Origin of the sequence: Streptococcus sp. 4886, assembly GCF_013276485.1 — a bacterium.
In the GTDB taxonomy this organism is placed as follows: Bacteria; Bacillota; Bacilli; order Lactobacillales; family Streptococcaceae; genus Streptococcus.
Window position 1 is genome coordinate 25747 of record NZ_VMLD01000014.1, and the last position, 18639, is coordinate 44385.

The 18639-nt window shown below is 39.9% G+C and carries 18 protein-coding genes and 1 pseudogene; 1 reads left to right on the forward strand and 18 read right to left on the reverse strand.

Features of this window, described 5'->3' with window-relative positions; all coding sequences use genetic code 11:
* Position 1: 1 nt before the first annotated feature.
* The 5 genes from HT679_RS06680 to HT679_RS06700 all read right to left on the reverse strand — a co-directional run bounded on the left by HT679_RS06680 (position 2) and on the right by HT679_RS06700 (position 6054).
* Positions 2-565, reverse strand: coding sequence for an HAD family hydrolase (locus HT679_RS06680; RefSeq protein WP_173213689.1), 564 nt, complete (start codon positions 563-565; stop codon positions 2-4).
* 84 nt (positions 566-649) lie between these two features.
* Positions 650-1204 carry a DJ-1 family glyoxalase III gene (locus HT679_RS06685; protein ID WP_173213691.1) on the reverse strand — a complete coding sequence of 185 codons (555 nt, stop codon included), beginning with the start codon at positions 1202-1204 and terminating at the stop codon, positions 650-652.
* A gap of 10 nt (positions 1205-1214) precedes the next feature.
* Positions 1215-2438 carry an FtsW/RodA/SpoVE family cell cycle protein gene (locus HT679_RS06690; protein WP_173213694.1) on the reverse strand — a complete coding sequence of 408 codons (1224 nt, stop codon included), beginning with the start codon at positions 2436-2438 and terminating at the stop codon, positions 1215-1217.
* Positions 2439-2474: 36 nt separating this feature from the next.
* Positions 2475-4925, reverse strand: a complete 2451-nt coding sequence (locus HT679_RS06695; RefSeq protein ID WP_173213696.1) for a bifunctional DnaQ family exonuclease/ATP-dependent helicase — start codon at positions 4923-4925, stop codon at positions 2475-2477.
* A 199-nt stretch (positions 4926-5124) separates the two neighbouring features.
* Complete coding sequence (locus tag HT679_RS06700; protein WP_101785251.1) at positions 5125-6054, reverse strand: peptidase U32 family protein; 930 nt, start codon at positions 6052-6054, stop codon at positions 5125-5127.
* Between the two features lie 139 nt (positions 6055-6193).
* Between HT679_RS06700 and HT679_RS06705 the strand changes: the two genes are divergently transcribed.
* The gene (locus HT679_RS06705) at positions 6194-6481 is read left to right on the forward strand and encodes a DUF3270 domain-containing protein (protein WP_050390168.1); all 288 of its coding nucleotides are present in this window, start codon (positions 6194-6196) and stop codon (positions 6479-6481) included.
* Positions 6482-6509: 28 nt separating this feature from the next.
* Here the strand turns inward: HT679_RS06705 and ciaH are convergent, their stop codons facing one another.
* The 13 genes and pseudogenes from ciaH to metG all read right to left on the reverse strand — a co-directional run bounded on the left by ciaH (position 6510) and on the right by metG (position 18551).
* Entirely contained in the window at positions 6510-7844 is a 1335-nt protein-coding gene (gene ciaH, locus HT679_RS06710; protein WP_173213699.1) for a two-component system sensor histidine kinase CiaH, read from the reverse strand.
* Complete coding sequence (gene ciaR, locus HT679_RS06715) at positions 7834-8508, reverse strand: two-component system response regulator CiaR (protein WP_000590639.1); 675 nt, start codon at positions 8506-8508, stop codon at positions 7834-7836. The genes ciaH and ciaR overlap by 11 nt, the downstream gene beginning before the upstream one ends.
* Before the next feature lie 108 nt (positions 8509-8616).
* The gene (locus HT679_RS06720; RefSeq protein ID WP_173213701.1) at positions 8617-11163 is read right to left on the reverse strand and encodes a M1 family metallopeptidase; all 2547 of its coding nucleotides are present in this window, start codon (positions 11161-11163) and stop codon (positions 8617-8619) included.
* Positions 11164-11285: 122 nt separating this feature from the next.
* Positions 11286-11726: an ASCH domain-containing protein gene (locus HT679_RS06725; RefSeq protein WP_173213704.1), complete on the reverse strand. Its 441-nt coding sequence runs from the start codon at positions 11724-11726 to the stop codon at positions 11286-11288.
* On the reverse strand, positions 11723-12571 hold the full coding sequence (locus HT679_RS06730; protein ID WP_173213900.1) for a putative PEP-binding protein: 849 nt from the start codon (positions 12569-12571) through the stop codon (positions 11723-11725). Before HT679_RS06730 ends, HT679_RS06725 begins: the two co-directional genes overlap by 4 nt.
* Positions 12549-13048, reverse strand: a pseudogene (locus tag HT679_RS06735) (NUDIX hydrolase). Before HT679_RS06735 ends, HT679_RS06730 begins: the two are co-directional and overlap by 23 nt.
* Before the next feature lie 9 nt (positions 13049-13057).
* Positions 13058-13756 carry a 3-oxoacyl-ACP reductase gene (locus tag HT679_RS06740; RefSeq protein WP_173213706.1) on the reverse strand — a complete coding sequence of 233 codons (699 nt, stop codon included), beginning with the start codon at positions 13754-13756 and terminating at the stop codon, positions 13058-13060.
* Positions 13749-13985, reverse strand: coding sequence for a DUF2829 domain-containing protein (locus HT679_RS06745; protein WP_000142161.1), 237 nt, complete (start codon positions 13983-13985; stop codon positions 13749-13751). Before HT679_RS06745 ends, HT679_RS06740 begins: the two co-directional genes overlap by 8 nt.
* A gap of 97 nt (positions 13986-14082) precedes the next feature.
* Positions 14083-15009 carry an aldo/keto reductase gene (locus HT679_RS06750; RefSeq protein ID WP_173213712.1) on the reverse strand — a complete coding sequence of 309 codons (927 nt, stop codon included), beginning with the start codon at positions 15007-15009 and terminating at the stop codon, positions 14083-14085.
* Positions 15010-15083: 74 nt separating this feature from the next.
* Positions 15084-15899 (reverse strand): hypothetical protein, encoded by an 816-nt coding sequence (locus HT679_RS06755; RefSeq protein ID WP_173213714.1) that lies wholly within the window; start codon positions 15897-15899, stop codon positions 15084-15086.
* Between the two features lie 3 nt (positions 15900-15902).
* Entirely contained in the window at positions 15903-16223 is a 321-nt protein-coding gene (locus HT679_RS06760; RefSeq protein WP_000665422.1) for a PadR family transcriptional regulator, read from the reverse strand.
* 89 nt (positions 16224-16312) lie between these two features.
* Complete coding sequence (locus tag HT679_RS11380) at positions 16313-16534, reverse strand: hypothetical protein (protein ID WP_240149582.1); 222 nt, start codon at positions 16532-16534, stop codon at positions 16313-16315.
* A 19-nt stretch (positions 16535-16553) separates the two neighbouring features.
* Positions 16554-18551, reverse strand: coding sequence for a methionine--tRNA ligase (metG, locus tag HT679_RS06770; protein WP_173213716.1), 1998 nt, complete (start codon positions 18549-18551; stop codon positions 16554-16556).
* Positions 18552-18639 lie beyond the last annotated feature (88 nt).

Sequence of the window (18639 nt, forward strand, 5' to 3'; positions counted from 1 at the left end):
CTTATATGTCTAATACTTGTCTTAAATTCACGATACTGGTAAACAAGTGGGTATCCAATCCTGCTGCTTGACCTGCTTCGATATCAATCGGTCGATCACCAATGACAAGACCTGAGCTAATCTGATACTTTTCTCTTAAATAAATCATGGACTCAGGGTTTGGCTTTCTCTTAAAGCCTGAGCTAGAAGTCACTACTTCCGTAAAATAGGTTGTTATAGAAGTTTTTTCTAAAATTTCTAAGACCTGATTATTTCGATGAGAGACCAAAAAATGACGTCCACCTTGTTTTGAAATGTCTTCCAATAGGTCAGAAACTCCTTCAAACAAAATCGGGTGTTCAAGCTCTCTGGCTTCATTTTCCTTGTATTTTTCTAAAAAATTCTCTAAATTGGGAGCGAATATCTCAATCGCAAAAGGAGTAGAAACCTTTAAAGCCTGATAGACACTGTCATGGTCTTGTGTGATACCATACAATGCCAATGTTTCAACAAATGCAGCTGTTGAAGTTTCATAATTATCCAGTAAAGTTCCACCTAAATCCCAGATATAATCGTGATATTTCATACCCTTCATTATAGCATTTTTTTATGAAAAAAGCGATGATTTCCCTGATTTTTCCACATAAAAAACGAGAGAATAACTCCCGTTTTACTGATTTTTACCAAAGACATCTCGATAGAGCATTCCTGTTCGTAAACTCTCTGCGTCCCCTCCTAGTTGCTCCACCAACTCGTAGGCAAAGGCAAGAGCTGTCGAAGGGCCTCGACTGGTTGTCAAATGACCATCTACCACTACTGTTTCCTTTACATATTGACCATCAAGGATTTGCTCTTGAACGCCGTCATAACAAGTGTACTGCTTGTTTTTCAATATCCCTGCTTGATTGAGGGCAATTGGCGCAGCACAAATAGCTGCCAGTTTCTTCCCTTCTCGTTCGAAGCTTTGCAACTCTTGAATCAAGGCCTGATTGTCTCGCAAATGTACAGAACCAGGCATGCCGCCAGGAAGGACAATCATGTCATAGTCTGATAAATCACCATCAAAAACACGATCTGCACTTACTTGGATTGCATGCGACCCCATCACTTGCTTTTCAAAACCAACCATATCACAAGTAATATTGGCACGACGCAAGATATCTACAACTGTCAAAGCTTCAATTTCTTCAAAGCCCTGAGCTAACATAACTGCTACTTTAACCATGATTTTCTCCTTATTTAATTTGTTTTAATACAACCTTTTTCCGTTTGAATGGGACTTTTCCGCTCTTTTCTTCAGCTAGATTAGTCTGGTAACTCATCGATAAAAGCAAGCCAACACCAATCAAATTACTGATAATAGCCGATCCTCCTTGCGAAATGAAAGGCAGTGGAATCCCGGTCAAAGGAAGCAAGCCCGTTACAGCACCGATATTCTCAAAGATGTGGAAGAGCAACATCATAATCAAACCTGTGGAAATATAGGTGTAGAACTGGTTATTTGATTTGAGAGTAATCTTCAACATACGATAAATGAGCATGAGATAAAGGGCGATAACAAGGACAGAGCCAATAAAGCCAAAATCTTCTGCAATGACCGTGAAAATCATATCCGACTCTCGAACTGGGATAAGCAGATTCGAAGCATTAAAACCTTGACCAAATAAACCACCGCTCCCAATGGCAATCTGCCCTTGAGCCTGCTGGTAAGTCGTTGTTTGGGCAAACTCAAAGGGATTGAGCCAAGCCAAAATCCGATTGATTTGGTAGGTCGGCATTCCAATCTGGTGAAGAAAAGCCCTTCCGTCCTTGCTAATAAAGATGGCTAAGAAACCAGCAACTCCTGTTACAGCAGTCACAAATACTGGGATAATAATTTTCCAAGAAACCCCTGATAATAAAACGATTCCTGAGAAAATGGCTACAAAAACCAAAGCTGTCCCCAAGTCACTTTGAAGTGCTAAAAGAACTAGTACTGGAATAGTAAAGAGAATCATCCAGAAAATCAACAAAAAGTCCAGTGGAACTGTGCGTCTCCATTCCTTATGTTTTTTTGTAAATTGGACAATCACACGGGCCAACATGAGAATATAGGATATCTTCATAAATTCTGACGGTTGGAATAGGGTAATTCCATTTATTGATACCCAGTTTTTGGCACCCGTTGATGCAACTAGGCTTGGATTATAAAAGACAATCGGCAAGACCATAAGTCCCAAGCCTAAAATATACAGAAAGGGGGTCACTTTCCAAAGAAATTCTGTATTAAAGAGCATGACGATAAAACCAATCACAAGCCCCAAGGCGATCCAGGCGACCTGCTGCCCTAAAATGGGCAGAATATTATTTGGATAATCATGACTAACGGCTATATAGATAGCCACCACACCGATGACCAGTAGAAAAAATACTGGCAATAGCAAACTATAATCGACTCTAGAGTCGAGAGAACGTTTCATATACACTAACCTTATACTTTCATACAATACTATTTATCAAAGTTCATTTAAAAATTTATCAACAGCTTCATCAACTTCGGATCGAGAGACGGTTTTAACAGTCGCTTCTTTTGCTAGAGAAGTCACTATTTGCTTGCCGTATCGTTTTCCGACAATTCTCCTATCCAAAATAAGAGTTAAAGAACGTTGGTGTTCACGTCTCATACTTCTTCCCAAAGCCTGTTTTAAACGAATAATAGCCATTGGCAATTGATAATCATAAAAGGCATTTTTCCCTTCTTGAATTAGTTCCTGATTGATCTTTTTCGTCAAGGGCTCTTGAGGATTTTGGAAAGGAAGTCTTGGTACAACTTGAATTACAAAAGGATGACTTGAAAAATCAACTCCTTCCCAGAAACTTGCTGCGCCAAGCAGGATTTGTTGTTCACCTTTTTCAAAGCGTTTCTTTAGCTGATGAACATCCCCATTTTTATACTGGGCCAAGTGGCTAACTGGAAGTAAATCCGATACTGCTAGAAGCATGTCTTTAGCGGTAAAGAGAACCAAAATCGGTTGCTGGAAAGCTTGAACTCCCATCAGTAAATCAGCTACCTCTTGGGCATAAACTTCTAAGGAAGTTTCTGTTACTAGAGGAAAATCTTTGACCAAGACCACTTCTTGATCCTGTTTTTTACAAGCTTCAATCTTAACAAATTTAGCTTCGGGATAGCCTAACAGGTCTGCCAAAGAAACTCTTTGACTAATCTCAAGAGTGGCCGACACTCCCAAGACTTGACATGAATCAGGCACTAAGGAAGATAGAAGAATACGGCCTGATTTCGTAGAAGAAATCTGAATTTTCTTTTGACTCGTTTCAGTTGCTTCAAGCCAGTAATCTCGGTCAGCTGTAAAATAGCGAACCAGCTCCTCAAAGCCTTCTACCTCTAATTCTGAAAAATACTGATGGAGATTGACCAGAGAATCTAAGATATTTTTCCTAGATTTTCCAGACTGAAATTGTTCTATCAAGTAGAAGCACTCAAAGCGAATACTTTCTAGTATTCGTTGTTGGACCTTATTTTGCTCCTCCAGTAGAGCCTTATCAAGCAAATTGATAATAGACTGGATATCGTAGGTCTCTTGAAGCAGATTTTCTAGAGCTAACAAAATCTTTTGAACTTCATCAATAATCAATAAACGGTCACTGACAAATTCAGGATTATCTTCCAGTCTAGTTACAAGATAGGCATGATTGGTCACTAAAAGCTTGCAGGTTTGTGCCCTTTCTTGACTACGTTTCCAAAAATCTTCCGTCACAAATAAGCTATGAGATGATAAATTCCCATCATGACAAAGATCTGTCAGAAAATGTTGGTAACGGTAGAGTTGCCCAATTTCATCCAAATCTCCTGTTTCTGTCTCTGTCAACCAGACCAAGAGTTGCATTTTAAAACGTCTAAATAAGCGATTTTCATCATTTTCCTGCAAGGAACGATAAAAGGTATCCAACTTCAGATAATTGTGTGGTCCCTTTAAAGAATGAATATCTGTATGAAATACTTCCTTGAGACGTTTACCTTCTTCTTCCATGATTTGATTTTGAAGAATCTTTGTCGGAACACTAAGGACAATCTGACGATTTTCCACTTGGGACAAAGCGGGTAAGAGATAGCCATAAGTTTTCCCAATCCCAGTCGGCGCTTGAATCAGAGAGACAGGCTCATCTTTCAATAGCAAGCCAACCTCTTTAGCAAAACTTTCTTGTTCCTCCCTCACTTCAAGGTTCAACAAAGAAATATTTTTAGAAAAATCTTGAGATAGTTTTCGTAGCTCCAGGGGAGCTGTAGTTTTCTTGAAATACAGTCCTTGAACTTGGACCAAGTTTGGTGAACTCAGGATAGATTGACTTCGATAAATTTCTTCAATAACCAGATAGGACTCATATAAGAGAGCATCAGCCATTTCCAGCAAGCGTTCCAAGAGACCTTTAGGAAGTTGGGCCATCTTTTCCCGTAGAAATAAGAGTAATTCAGCAGTAGCTTGGGCATCTGAAAGGGCTGTGTGAGCGTGCTTAAGAGGAATTCCTAATTCCTGACACAAAATCGGCAAACTATATTTTTCCAGTTCTGGGAAAAAGACTTGAGCCAATTCGACCGTGTCCACACGAAGATTTCTTAGTTCATAGCCTTCAAAAAATAAATTCTCCGCCAAGAGATTAGCATCAAACTGAACATTATGGGCTACAAAAATCCCATCCTCCACCAAGTCAAAGATTTTTCTAGCAACTTGCGAAAAATCAGGTGCTTGCGCCAGACGTTGGTCTGTCAATCCTGTCAGTTCTTTGATATGAGCATCTAAGGGTTCATGTGGATTGACATCCGTCGTATAGTGATCGACGATTTTTCCGTCCTCAATCACAACAATTCCCACTTGGATAATTTTAGCCTTACTACCTGTGCTAGTTGCCTCTAAATCCACCACAACATAGCGATTACCAATCGTTTTCATTATAAAAAATTATACCAAAAAAAGGGCCATTTGGCACCTGCAAACATAGGATAATTTTCAAACTCAAGAAGGTTACTTGCCTTAAAAATCCCAGCAAACAGAGCATCCTAGCCTACTTATTTTTTTGAAAATATTGGAGAATAAGAAAAATTGAGAGAAGAAATATTTGCATCTTCCTTCTCTCAACGAATCATTTACTTTATTTAACCATGTCAGGATCGTAATCATAAAATCCTGTATCAAGGAAACGGTTTTTAGGATGTAACTTGCGCACTTCTTCATCCAGCAAGAAGGCTTGGTCATGACTAAAGTTGCCCTCTTGGATCAAGCTACGCGCTTGGATAAAGAGTTTTGCAATCTCAACAAAGTTCTGACCAGGTGTATAGAGACCTTCTAATTTCCAGTGAGTAAAGCCATGCTCCACCAATTCTGTTAATTTGGTCATCAAATCAAGGTCATTGTTGGCAAAGATGTGGGTACCATGATTGTCTTCAAAAATAGAATAGTGGCTCTCTGGGTCACTTGGCTCAGCCAAGAAGAGGTCACGCTTGCGAGTCTTTTCATCATCAATATGCGTAAAGTTATAGTAGTTTTGCAAGAGCGGACGTTTAGAATGATGGATGACACTAGCACCGTAAACCAAAACTTCAGCAGGAATTTCCAAAATCTCTGGCATTTTGAAAAGTTCAGCTGATGGAATTTCACGCGCCAAAACAGCCTCAGATGCGCCAGCCTTTTGTCCCCAGAAGTTGATCTGACGACTGCTTGTCACCATAGTTGAAGCATCATAAATGGTCTTAAATGAATAACCATCGCGGTTGACTACGTAAAAGACACCTGCATCCCCAATCGTAATGTAGTCTGTCTTGATTTCTTCCAAAAAGTCTAAGAAAGGTTTGATACGGTCCATCATATCTTGGTGCATGAGGGCATTGACTGCAACAATCAATTCCTTATCAGCATCATGAACCAGCTTAGCGATTTCACGCAATTGGTCATGACTAAAGGTTGTTGGCAGACGAAGGCCAAAATCTTTCTCACCGACATAGATACGGTCTACGCCAGCTTCGAGCAGTTGTTTAACTTGTTCAATACTTTCAGCAGTTGCTGTAATGATAATCTTTTCCATAAGAAAAATTATACCACATTTCTCAAAAATCAGCTATGCTTTGAAAATGAAAAGGGACTTTATTCTTTTTGTAACCTTTCTGTAATAATTCTCTGCTGAAAAAATGATAAAATAGGTATGTACTGTTAAGGAGAGAATCATGCCCGTAAGAAAATTACAATCCTATGAGGTAGACTATCAAGAAGAATTAAACCAGCAACTTCCTCATTATCAAGCTTATACACCTGAAGCACAAACTGATAGCAATCTCAAAGAAATTTTATTTTTTGTCAATATCGCTGTTTTTTGTATCTGCATTGCCATCTTTAGTTTTATCTTTTTATCATTAAAATTAACAACTGTGCTCGCCTTACCTGCAGCAATAGTATCCAGCTTACTTGTTTTAAAAGTCCAACGCTCTGTTATCAAACGAAAACTTAAAAAATAAACATATCGCCCCATCCGGAGCGATATGTTTATTTTTTCTTTTTAGATGGTGTGTGGATGGCAATCTTCACTTCAAAGATTGTTCCCTTGGGTTTATTATCTTTAACAGTAATGGTTCCTTTTAAGGCGTCTACAATTTGCTTGGCCAGAGATAATCCTAAACCAAAACCACCTTTTTGTCGGGTTCTAGCCTTATCAACTCGATAAAAGCGGTCAAAAATTTTCTTCTTATCTTCTGTCGAAATACCGACTCCATTATCAGAAACAAGTAAATACAGATTGCGATCGGTCGCCGAGATAAGAAAATCAATTTCACCATCCTCTTCAGTATACTTGACAGCATTATCAAATAGGATAGTCATCAACTGCTTCAAGAGAAGCTGATCTGTGACAATCGTGCGATGGATCCGATTTTCAAAACGGAAGACACGATCATTTTCCGAAGCAATCATCTCATAGTTTGTGAAAGTCGTATTAAAAAAGCTAGTTGGAACTTCTGCAAGTTCTGGCTTAATCCCATCATCTCTACGAGCTAAGTTCAGCAAGTTTGTCGTCAAAAAACGCATATTTCGGACTTCTTCCAAGCTCGATGCAATGCTTTCACTCACATCCATAATGGTAGCTTCTGGCTTACGAAAAAGGGTCTCTAAGCGATTTTGCAAAACTGCGAGTGGAGTTCGTAACTCATGACTGGCATTTTCCACAAAGGACTGTTGCTTCTGCATGCTCTCAAGCAGGGGCCTAACACTAACCCTAGCTAGATAGAGACTGGCAAGCAAAGACAAAATCCAGAAACTTGCCATCACAATCACAATCAATTTCTCATGCTTTTGACTGGCCTGCTCTAACTGACTGGTATTTATCAAGACAGCAGCATACTTGATATTGGTTGAAACCGAACTAATATTGGTTTCCATCAAAATCATACGATAGATTTCTTCCTGCCCATAGCTATTAAAAACCTGAATCTGATAGATATGGCCTAGTTCTTTCTTTTCTAACTTAATCTTATCCAAGCCCAAAAATCGATTTCCAGAAAGAAGTTGAGTAAAGTTCTTATCAAAGAGAATGACTTCCGTATTGGAACTGACATTGGGTTTTATCTCAGTCTTGCTAGTATCTGTAGCGGCATTTTCTAAATCTTTAATCTCTTCTGTTGCCCTATTTACTGCCAGCTGAATAACTGCTTGAGGATTTTCACTCAGTCCGTGGAGCTTATCATCCACCGAAGTATAAAGACTCGAATGCATGACTTGTAAAATAATCAGAGTCATGGTAGAGAAAATCAGAGTGAAGACACCAAAGTTGCGGATAAAATAACTAAAGTCATCCGCACACCATGTTTTTTTTAGTTTACTGAACATCTTTTAAAATATACCCAACACTGCGCAAGGTTTGCAAATTCTCTGCAAAAGTGGTTCCTTTTAATTTCTTACGGACTTTTGAAACATAAACTTCGACAACCGAAATCGTTGTATCACTATCAAATCCCCATAGACGATCAAAAATCTGAGTCTTAGGCAAAATAACATTTTGATTTTGAAGGAAATAAACTAATAAATCAAACTCTTTCCCCAGCAATTCGACAGGAGTATCTTCGACTTTAACGGTATTGGTTGACAAATTAACCACAATATTTCCATAAGTCAAGGTATTTTCATTAAACTTACCTGAACGTTTGAGAAGGGCTTGAATCCGCATTTTGAGTTCTTCTAGGTAGAAAGGTTTAGTCAGATAATCATCTGCTCCCAGTTCAAATCCATGTCCCTTGTCATCCAAACTTTCCTTGGCAGTCATAATCAGAACTGGAGTCGTAATCCCCTTTTCACGCAATTCTTTCAAGACTTGGAAGCCATTTTTTTCAGGTAACATCAAATCGAGCAAAATCAAATCATAGACGCCACTTTCAGCTTCATAGAGACCTTCTTCTCCATCAAATACCTGCATGACATCCGCAAAATCGTCTAAAAAGTCAAATACTGAATTTGACAGGCCTAGGTCATCCTCAACTAATAAGATTTTTATCATGAGAAACTCCTCCTTATTAAAACCATTATACCAAATTTGCCTTAAAAAAAACTCAACTCTCTGCATTTTACATGAGATAGCTGAGTTTTCTTTTTATTTTAGGCTTGTTTATGCATTTCCGTATTGAAGAACGACTGCTTCCACTGCAGCTTTTTCACGGTTAATCAAGTCAACACGCGCTGCAATTTCCTTGATTCCCATACCGATGTTACGGCTAAGAGCAAGGTCAGAAAGTTGTGGCTCAAAGAATTCCTTGTACTCTGCCAAGCGTTGCTGAGTCTTAAATACGTGTGCAGGAAGGATAACAAAGCTATCAAAGCTCATATCTCCACCAAGGGCTGCCTTAATCCAAGCCCAGTTTTCACGCGCCCAAGACCAAGCTGTTTCCTGAGTTGCTTGATGACCTAAGAATTGGTAATACCAAGCAGACAAGTCCTGCGGTTTGACCACAAATTTGTCCTTCCAAGAAGCAATCAAGGTTTGGATATTGTCCGCATCTTTACTATAGGCAAGAGCTGCTGCCAACTGACGTTTAAAGACAGCATCTGTTGCGTGAGTATAAGTATCAAGATAAAGTGCTAACAAGTCTTTAGTCTCATGATGTTTCATCTCATTGATCAGAACTTGTGAGCGAATTGCTGCTGGGAGTCCTGCAAGATTCTCCTTGTGAGCCGCGAAGATTTGGCTAGCGACTTGGCTAGCTTCTGCATCATTTGAGCGAATCATCATAGAAATGGCTAACTGACGAACCAATTCATCCTCATCTGATTCTCCGTCTTTAGCTTCAAAACCAAGACGGTCATAGTTGTGACGAGCCAATTTAGCAACCAAGGCTTTGAAGGCTATTTCAGCTTCTGTTCCTTCATCGATAAAGCGCTCGAGGGCAGAAATTACTTGAGAAATGGCTGAAACGACAAGGTAAGATTCTTCCTTAGCAAGTTTATCAAGGACTGGGAGCAAGTCAGCATAAGAAATGTGCCCTGCTTCAGCAAGCAAACGACGTTCTTGAACGATTTGAAGTTTACTTGTGTTATCAAGATTAACTAGGTCAGCAAGAACTGCATCCAACAAGTCTCCTTGATAGTCGGTAATGTAGTGGGCTGTATTTTCAGTATTGAAACGAAGAGCTCCGTCATTTTCAGCAAGAAGAGCTGCGTAGCCTGGAATTTCGATGCTTTCAGTTTCAAGTGTATCTGGCAAGCCTTTCCAGTTGCTATTGAGTGGCACAACCCAGAGACGGTTCTTGTCTTCGTTCTCACCGATGAAGAATTGTTTTTGTGAAATCTTCAAGACATCATTTTCAACTTTGACAGTAAGAACTGGGTAACCAGGCTGTTCTAACCAAGAATCCATAAAGGCTGCGACATCACGTCCTGACGCTTGACCAAGGGCATCCCAAAGGTCACGACCAATTGTATTGCTGTACTGATGTTTTTCAAAGTAGGCATGTAAACCTTTGGCAAAATCGGCATCACCTAGCCAACGGCGAAGCATGTGCATGAGGCGACTTCCTTTGGCATAGACGATAGCTCCGTCAAAGAGCGTATTGATTTCATCTGGATGTTTAACTTCGACGTGGACAGACTGAACGCCATCAGTAGCGTCACGTTCAAGAGCAAGAGGTACTCCACCTGTTTGGAAATCTTCAAAGATATTCCAGCTTGGTTCAATAGCATCCACACAGACGTACTCCATCATGTTAGCAAAGCTTTCATTGAGCCAAAGGTCATCCCACCATTTCATAGTTACGAGGTTACCAAACCATTGGTGAGCCAATTCATGGGCAACAACAAGGGCAACTTGTTGACGGCTAGCAAATGTAGAGTTCTCATCCACAACCAAGTAAACTTCACGGTAGGTCACCAGACCCCAGTTTTCCATAGCACCAGCTGAGAAATCAGGAAGGGCGATATGGAGAGATTGAGGAATTGGGTACTTAACTCCATAGTAATCTTCGTAAAACTCGATAGAGCGAACAGCGATATCCAGTGAGAAATCAAGATTTGAAAGTGGATGTGCTTTGGTTGAGTAGACACCTACCAGGGTACCGTTTTTAGTTTTAGCCGTCACACCTTGCAAATCACCCGCAACAAAGGCTAACAAGTAAGAAGACATGCGAGGTGTTGTCTCAAACTTCCAGATACCTGTTTCCTTACGGTTTTCAACATCGATTTCTGGCATGTTAGACAAGGCCAATTCATCTTCTGCTTGGTCAAAACGTAGAGAGAGGTCAAAAGTTGCTTTGGCTTCTGGCTCATCCACACATGGAAAGGCTTCGCGCGCAAAATGGCTCTCGAACTGAGTAGACAAGACTTCCTTCTTGACTCCATCAACTGTGTAATAAGAAGGGTAAATCCCTGTCATGTTGTCTGTGATTTTACCAGAAAAGGTAAGAACCACTTCAACTTGACCAGCCTCAGCCAATTCGATATGAAGGGCTTCATTGTCATGGTCAACTGTAAATGGACGAGCTTGACCTGCAACTTCTACAGAAGCGATTTCCAGGTCTTTTTGGTGGAGGGAAATACGGTCACTCTGTGCTTGACCAGTGATGGTCACCTTCCCTGAAAACGTCTTGGTCTCACGACTCAAGTCTAAAAATAAATCATAGTGTTCAGGAACAAATTGCTTAATAAAATGTTCAACTGCTTGCATAGTTTTCTCCTATTCTAAGTTTAAGAGCTAGAGCTCTTCTTCAAACAAACTTATTATATCATGTTTTGTCTAAGAAAAAAGGATTGGACAGCGATTTCTAAAACTTTCTTCCGTCTAACAGTCTACAGGGGGTAGACCTTGCGAAATTCTTCTAAAACAACCTTGCTGTCAGGTGTAAAAGTCTGTCCTGCCTCCCTCAGCCACTCGGCGAAACAATCCTCATGAACCTGACGCCAATAGGCTAAAGATTTGTCACCTTCCCCTTCTTTAAAGGCATGATCAGCAGAAACTTGATTGAAGGGTTCAACAGAAACCTTTGTAATTTCGACAATACAGACAGCTTGATCTTGGCTATTTAAAATGACATCGAAGGTCCCTTCTTGCGGAAGGGGTTCATCTTCTAGTGCGTAGAGGTCGTAGGCTGAAGCTGTTGCTGTCTTTTCTCCTTTTAAAACCAAATCTGCCAAGAGATCGGCTTCCACTCCAAAAGCCCAAGCATCGATTTCATCTCCGATAGAAGGATTGATTTGTTTGTATTTATTCCACATTTCTTGCGGTGTCATGGGTTTCTCCTTTGTAATTTTTTACTTTCTTCTTTTACACGTTTGAGGTGGTCTGGATGGTCAATTTCTAAATCAAAAATCTCCGGAATAGAGCTGTAATGGAGAATGCATTCGATATCCATCTGATTTATTTTTTGTATGAAAGAAGTATTCAGATAGCCTGCTACAGCAAAATCAATCTTTTTCATCCTTACTTTATCCTGCATATCTCTTAGCATATCTAACATTATTGGACTTTCCATATCATGCCATTGACTGTTTCTCACGGTCGCAAAAACAAAAGAAGTCAAATCATTCATTCCAACTACAATCTTTGAAATGCCCGTTTCCAGTATCCTATCCAAGTCAAAATACGCTGACGGTAATTCAATCATCGTTCCGACTTTCCCAGTAAAACCATGCTGATGTAATACTCTAATAGCTTGCTTTAATTGATCGGCATCATTGACAAAAGGAAAAATAACAGACAGATTGGGATTGGTTTGATAAACTTCTGTAACGACATTTGCCTCAGCCTGAAATTCATCCGAACACGCTAGTAAACGTCTAGTTCCTCTATAACCAAACAAAGGATGACGTTCATCAAAATACTCTTTAGTTCCCTCTAAACAATTGGCTTCTGTATTCGTTAATTCTGAAAAACGATACCAGACCTCTTCATCCGAGTACAAGGAACAAATAGTGTCTAGATAATCTTTTACAAATTGCTGACAACTTGATAACAGGATGTTTTGATTGAGCTCTCTCAATAAATATTCCCCACGAATCATGCCAACATGATGAAATAGTTGTGGGTAAACTTTTTCATCAAGTTTTTCGCCACTAAGAGCAAGTTGATTTTTCATCATTCACCTTCCAATTCATGTAAGAAGTATTGCCCAGTTCTGGAAATCCTAATAACTCTGCTTTGACCTTCAAGACTAATAGCGATGCATTTCTTCTGTAATCTCTTGAATATCCATCCAAACATATCCCAGTGAATCATTCGCACCATCAGATACAGCTTCCGAAATCGTAACTTGAGGTGCACTCTCATTCATTTCAACATCATACAAGGCCATGATATGGTGAACCATAAAATTTTTTAACTCTTCCCTGACGAAAACATCGTAGATTCGAGGATTAGAGTAGCTTCTAACAGTAAATCCCGTCTCTTCCATAACTTCTCTAGTCAGCGTTTCCGTCAGTCCTTCACCAAGTTGCTGACTGCCTCCAGGTAGATCATACCGATGTTGATAAGGGCCTCTCGTTTTTTCAATGCAGAGTAACTTCCTATTTTCAAAGCAAACAGCGTAGACTCCAAAGTGTCTTTTGATTTCCATCAGATCCTCCTACTTCAAAGACCAGCCACCATCTATTGTCAAAATTTGTCCCTGCATGGCAGATGCCTTTCCACTGGCCAAAAAGAGACTGACTTCTGCCACTTCCTCTGGTTCTATCCAACGTTTGATGGGTGTTTCACTAGCCACCCAGTCAGCCAATCCACCTGGCTCAAAATCTGCAGCGGTCATAGCTGTCTTGACTGCTCCTGGAGCAAGCCCAAATACCTGAATCCCAGCTTCTGCATAGTCTAGAGCCAACTGCTTGGTAAAGCCTGCCAAGGCGTGCTTCGAAGAAGTATAGGCGTGTCCACCGCCACCTGCTAGGCTAGAAGCGATGGAGCACATATTGATGATGATTCCCTTTTTATTTTCCAACATTTGTGTCAAATAAAATCGAGTCAACTCTACTGGAGTCACGTAGTTAATTTCAAAAATTTCTTGAATTTCCTGCGCTGTCTGTTCCAACAGTGGTTTATAATCATCCAAAACTCCAGCAGTATTGCACAAAATATCCACCTGTGGACACCAGTCAAAAATAGGCTCCAAGCCCAAGGTCAAATCTCTCTGTAAAAAGTGGAAATCACCCTGTAAGAGTGGATATTCACCTTGGTCAACTCCATAAACTTGATAGCCCTTCTCTAAAAAGAGGCTAGCTTGAGCCAGACCAATTCCTGAACTAACGCCTGTAATGAGTACACATTTAGTCATGCACTTCTACCCAATCCGTCGCCAAAACATCACAAGGTGTCGGACTCCACATGGAAAAACCTTCTCCTTCTCCAGACACGTTGATTAGGAAATAGGGCGTCACTTCAAGTGCAATCCCGTTTTGTTCAATAGTATCAAAGAGTTGGACATAGTTTTCAGCGCCTCCCCAACCAGTTCGTACATATTTTTTCTTAGCCTTTAACCCAGGCAGCATTTCTTCAAATGTCATATTTTTCTCCTTTGATTCTACATTCTTCATTTAATTATAACAAAAAAACCGCTTTACAACGGCTTTTTGACCGTGATTTATTTACATCTGCTTCTACTTATGGCAAATTATTCCCTGCTGCAAGATAAATTTCATACCATTCTTTTCTTGTTAAATTAAAGTTTGTCGCTTGGCTAGCTTCTATCAAATGCTTAGGATTTGTTGTACCTACGACTGCCTGCATTTTGGCTGGGTAGCGTAATATCCAAGAAATAGCAATAGTTGAAGAAGTTACTCCATATTTAATAGCTAAACGCTCAAGTACTTGATTTAAAGCTTGAAATTTCTCATTGCCAACAAAATTCCCTCTAAAATACCCGAATTGTAAGACAGACCATGCTTGAATGACCACATCGTGTAATTTGCAATATTCAAAAATGCTGCCATCTCGCATAGCTGCTTGACTATCTTCCATATTAACATGAAAACCTGATTCGAATCCTGGAGTAAAAGCCGCACTCAATTGTAGCTGATTAACAGTTAGCGGCTGCTTGACATCTTTTTTAAGCAACTTCATCATCATAGGATTTTGATTAGAAACTCCAAAATTTCGAACCTTACCTTGTTTATAAAGGAGATCAAAGGCTTCTGCTACTTGGTCAGATTCCATCAAAGCATCTGGTCGATGAAGAAGCAAGCTATCTAGATGATCAATCTTCAATCTTTGCAAAATACCGTCTACTGATTTTATAATATAGTCCTTAGAAAAATCAAAATAGGTAAATTCTTCAATGCGAATGCCACATTTTGACTGAATCCACATCTCTTCTCTTAAATCTGGACGATTTTTTAGGACAAGACCTAACAGTTCTTCACAACGACCACGACCATATATATCAGCCAAGTCGAAAGCATTGATTCCAACAGAAAGTGCTGTTTCTACAAGCTCTTCAACTTCTTTTACAGACTTATCTTCTATTCTCATCATTCCGAGAACAATTTCTGATAATTCTTTATCATCTTGACCAAGAGTTATGTATCTCATCAAATTTTTCTCCTTAAATTTCTAACATTCTTCTCTTCATTATAACAAAAAACCGCTTTGTAACGGCTTTTTGACTATATTTCACTCCATTTTATCTTCTTAAACCCACGGAACAAGACAAAGATTCCAATAAAGAGAACTGCTAAAGGAATAATCTTTGTGAGGAAAACATTTGAAATGCCCATCCACGCATAATAACGGAGCAGAGAGCCTACAATAAGATGGGCAACAATCATACTGACAAAGGGACGAAAGACCGCTTCTTTCCAATTCCAAATACTGATGACTAGAGAAAGCGTAAAGACAAGGAAACTATACCAGGGAGCAGGAAGATAAAAGGCTCCTTCTTGTATGAAACTTCCTATTCCTACATATCCTAGAACAACTAGCAGAACTATAGTCCCAACGACAACATAAGTGCCAATTTTCATCTTAGGATAATCTTGGACTAGCCCCCAACGTAAGATTGTGGCCACAAGTCCAAAACCAATCAGAAAAAGAAGAAGTTGCCCTAAAAATGTGAGCAAATTGACTGTTAAGAGAGGACCTTTAGAAAAATCACTTAGTAGTTGATAATAACGTAATACCGCTAGGACAAGAATTGGCGTCAAAAGGGACTCCTTGATAGAACTACGTGGCGCTTCCTTGAGCATCTCTTTCATTAATTTTTTAGGATCCTTACCTAGATAATCCTCTGCACTCATGCCATCTCGTTCTGCTTCTGAGAAATCTAACATCATCAAATAAATCTGCTCTCTGAGATAGTCCTCATCATAGAGAAATCCAGCAAGATTAAAACTATCCCACAGTTCCTCAAAATACTGCTGATTCTCCTCAGAAAACTCATGCAGCAAAGCGCTTGTTTCTTCGTAATACTTCATTTTCTTCATGGTTTAACCCCCATTCTTAATTCCTTCTACTTTTTGACTCAAATCGTCCCATTGTTGCCAAAAGACCGAGACACGCTCTTCTCCTTCTTTAGTTAACGAAAAATACTTCCGATCTGGACCATCTGGCGACGGACGCATGTCGCCTCTTATCCATTGATTTTTTTCTAACTTTTGCAACAAAGGATAAATAGTTCCCGGAACAATGGTGTCAAATCCAGCCTCTCGCAAAGTTTGAACCAACTCATAACCATATCGCTCTTTTTGACCAATCATATCCAAGACACAACCTTCAAGAACACCTTTTAATAGTTGAGTTTCCTTCATCACTTCTCCCTTCTAATCTATTTTGTAATACCTACTAGTAGCTCCACCTATAGTATACTACTTCTATACTAGTTTGTAAAGCATAATAGTTAATACTCTTCGAAAATCTCTTCAAACCACGTCAGCGTCGCCTTACCGTATGTATGGTTACTGACTTCGTCAGTTCTATCCACAACCTCAAAACCATGTTTTGAGCTGACTTCGTCAGTTTCATCTACAACCTCAAAGCAGTGCTTTGAGCAACCTGTGGCTAGTTTCCTAGTTTGCTCTTTGATTTTTATTGAGTGTAAATAAAAAAACAGAACTAGCATGAACTAGTCCTGTCTATTTTTACCCAATCACACTTCCGTTTGGTACAGCTGGATCAACTGTGAGAAGGGTTAATTGTCCATCATGTTCAGCTGATAGGATCATACCTTGGCTGACATATTTCTTCATCATTTTACGTGGTTTGAGATTGGCAACGATTTGAACTTTCTTGCCGACCAATTCTTGTTCATTTGGATAGTATTTTGCAATTCCTGAGAGGATTTGACGATCTTCTCCATCACCAGCATCCAAGCGGAATTGAAGCAACTTATCTGAACCTTCTACTTTAGACACTTCTTTGACTTCTGCGACACGGATTTCGACCTTGTCAAAGTCTTCAAACTTGATTTCATCCTTGTTGAGTTTGAGTTCAACTTCATCTGGGTTCCATTCTTTTTCGACAGCTGGCTTGTTTCCTTCCATTTGTTCCTTGATATAGGCGATTTCTTCTTCCATATCCAGGCGTGGGAAGATTGGTGTTCCTTTGGCAACTACTGTTACACCCTCAGGGAAAGCAGCCAAACTCAAGTTTTCAAGACTAGAAACTTCTGCTAAGCCAAGTTGAGTCATAACCGCACGACTAGTTTCCATCATAAATGGTTCAATCAAGTGAGCGACGACACGAAGGCTGGCTGCCAAGTGGCTCATAACACTTGCCAATTGGTCACGAAGAGCTTCATCCTTAGCCAAGATCCATGGAGCTGTCTCGTCGATGTATTTATTAGTACGAGAGATAAGAGTCCAGACTGCTTCAAGCGCACGTGGGTAGTCAACTGCTTCCATGTGTGTATGGTAGTCAGCGATTGATTGCTCTGCTACTTGAGCAAGAGCATTGTCAAACTCTGTTACACCCTCTACATAGGCTGGAATTTGTCCATCAAAATACTTGTTAATCATGGAAACCGTACGGTTGAGGAGGTTGCCAAGGTCATTAGCCAATTCATAGTTGATACGGCCGACATAGTCTTCAGGAGTGAAAGTTCCATCTGAACCAACTGGAAGACTGCGCATGAGGTAGTAACGAAGTGGATCTAGTCCATAACGCTCTACCAACATTTCAGGGTAAACGACATTCCCTTTAGATTTAGACATTTTACCATCTTTCATGACAAACCAACCATGGGCAATCAAACGATCAGGTAATTTAACATCCAACATCATAAGAAGGATTGGCCAGTAGATGGAGTGGAAACGAAGGATGTCTTTTCCTACCATGTGGAAGACTGTTCCATTCCAGAACTTGTCAAAGTTACTATGTTCGTCTTGACCGTAGCCAAGAGCTGTCGCATAGTTAAGAAGGGCATCAATCCAAACATAGACAACGTGCTTAGGATTTGATGGGACTGGCACACCCCATGTAAAGGTTGTACGAGAAACTGCCAAATCCTCTAAACCTGGCTCGATGAAGTTGCGAAGCATTTCATTCAGACGACCATCTGGAGTGATAAATTCAGGATGGGACTTGAAAAATTCGACCAAACGATCTTGGTATTTGCTGAGGCGAAGGAAGTATGATTCTTCAGATACCCATTCAACCTCGTGACCTGATGGAGCAATACCACCAGTTACATTTCCAGCTTCATCACGGAATACTTCCGCAAGCTGGCTTTCTGTAAAGAATTCTTCATCTGATACTGAATACCAGCCAGAGTATTCACCCAAATAGATGTCATCTTGAGCAAGCAAGCGCTCAAAGACCTGTGCGACAACTTTTTCATGGTAGTCATCCGTTGTACGGATAAATTTATCGTATGAGATATCTAGTAATTGCCAGAGTTCTTTAACTCCAACTGCCATTCCATCAACATAGGCTTGTGGTGTAATGCCAGCTTCTTCTGCTTTTTGTTGAATCTTTTGACCATGTTCATCAAGACCTGTCAAATAAAAGACATCGTAGCCCATCAGGCGTTTATAACGTGCTAGGACATCACAAGCAATGGTTGTGTAGGCAGAACCGATATGAAGCTTACCAGATGGATAGTAAATCGGCGTTGTAATATAAAAATTCTTTTCAGACATAATTTTTCCTTTCCAGGCAAATGAAACCTGTTTTTCTAACACTTCATTATATCACATTTTTAAGGATTTTCGATATGGAAATCTATAC

Excerpts from the sequence above, each read along its gene's own strand:
- HT679_RS06705 (WP_050390168.1), top strand. The coding sequence starts at position 6,194 with ATGCCCGTAAGAAAATTACAATCCTATGAGGTAGACTATCAAGAAGAA.
- HT679_RS06695 (WP_173213696.1), bottom strand. The coding sequence starts at position 4,925 with ATGAAAACGATTGGTAATCGCTATGTTGTGGTGGATTTAGAGGCAACT.
- ciaR (WP_000590639.1), bottom strand. The coding sequence starts at position 8,508 with ATGATAAAAATCTTATTAGTTGAGGATGACCTAGGCCTGTCAAATTCA.
- ciaH (WP_173213699.1), bottom strand. The coding sequence starts at position 7,844 with ATGTTCAGTAAACTAAAAAAAACATGGTGTGCGGATGACTTTAGTTAT.
- HT679_RS06740 (WP_173213706.1), bottom strand. The coding sequence starts at position 13,756 with ATGACTAAATGTGTACTCATTACAGGCGTTAGTTCAGGAATTGGTCTG.
- HT679_RS06755 (WP_173213714.1), bottom strand. The coding sequence starts at position 15,899 with ATGAAGAAAATGAAGTATTACGAAGAAACAAGCGCTTTGCTGCATGAG.
- HT679_RS06680 (WP_173213689.1), bottom strand. The coding sequence starts at position 565 with ATGAAATATCACGATTATATCTGGGATTTAGGTGGAACTTTACTGGAT.
- HT679_RS06690 (WP_173213694.1), bottom strand. The coding sequence starts at position 2,438 with ATGAAACGTTCTCTCGACTCTAGAGTCGATTATAGTTTGCTATTGCCA.
- HT679_RS06720 (WP_173213701.1), bottom strand. The coding sequence starts at position 11,163 with ATGCAAGCAGTTGAACATTTTATTAAGCAATTTGTTCCTGAACACTAT.
- HT679_RS06750 (WP_173213712.1), bottom strand. The coding sequence starts at position 15,009 with ATGAGATACATAACTCTTGGTCAAGATGATAAAGAATTATCAGAAATT.
- HT679_RS06685 (WP_173213691.1), bottom strand. The coding sequence starts at position 1,204 with ATGGTTAAAGTAGCAGTTATGTTAGCTCAGGGCTTTGAAGAAATTGAA.
- HT679_RS06745 (WP_000142161.1), bottom strand. The coding sequence starts at position 13,985 with ATGACATTTGAAGAAATGCTGCCTGGGTTAAAGGCTAAGAAAAAATAT.
- HT679_RS06700 (WP_101785251.1), bottom strand. The coding sequence starts at position 6,054 with ATGGAAAAGATTATCATTACAGCAACTGCTGAAAGTATTGAACAAGTT.
- HT679_RS06730 (WP_173213900.1), bottom strand. The coding sequence starts at position 12,571 with ATGAAAAATCAACTTGCTCTTAGTGGCGAAAAACTTGATGAAAAAGTT.
- HT679_RS11380 (WP_240149582.1), bottom strand. The coding sequence starts at position 16,534 with ATGCTAGTTCTGTTTTTTTATTTACACTCAATAAAAATCAAAGAGCAA.
- HT679_RS06760 (WP_000665422.1), bottom strand. The coding sequence starts at position 16,223 with ATGAAGGAAACTCAACTATTAAAAGGTGTTCTTGAAGGTTGTGTCTTG.
- HT679_RS06725 (WP_173213704.1), bottom strand. The coding sequence starts at position 11,726 with ATGACACCGCAAGAAATGTGGAATAAATACAAACAAATCAATCCTTCT.
- metG (WP_173213716.1), bottom strand. The coding sequence starts at position 18,551 with ATGTCTGAAAAGAATTTTTATATTACAACGCCGATTTACTATCCATCT.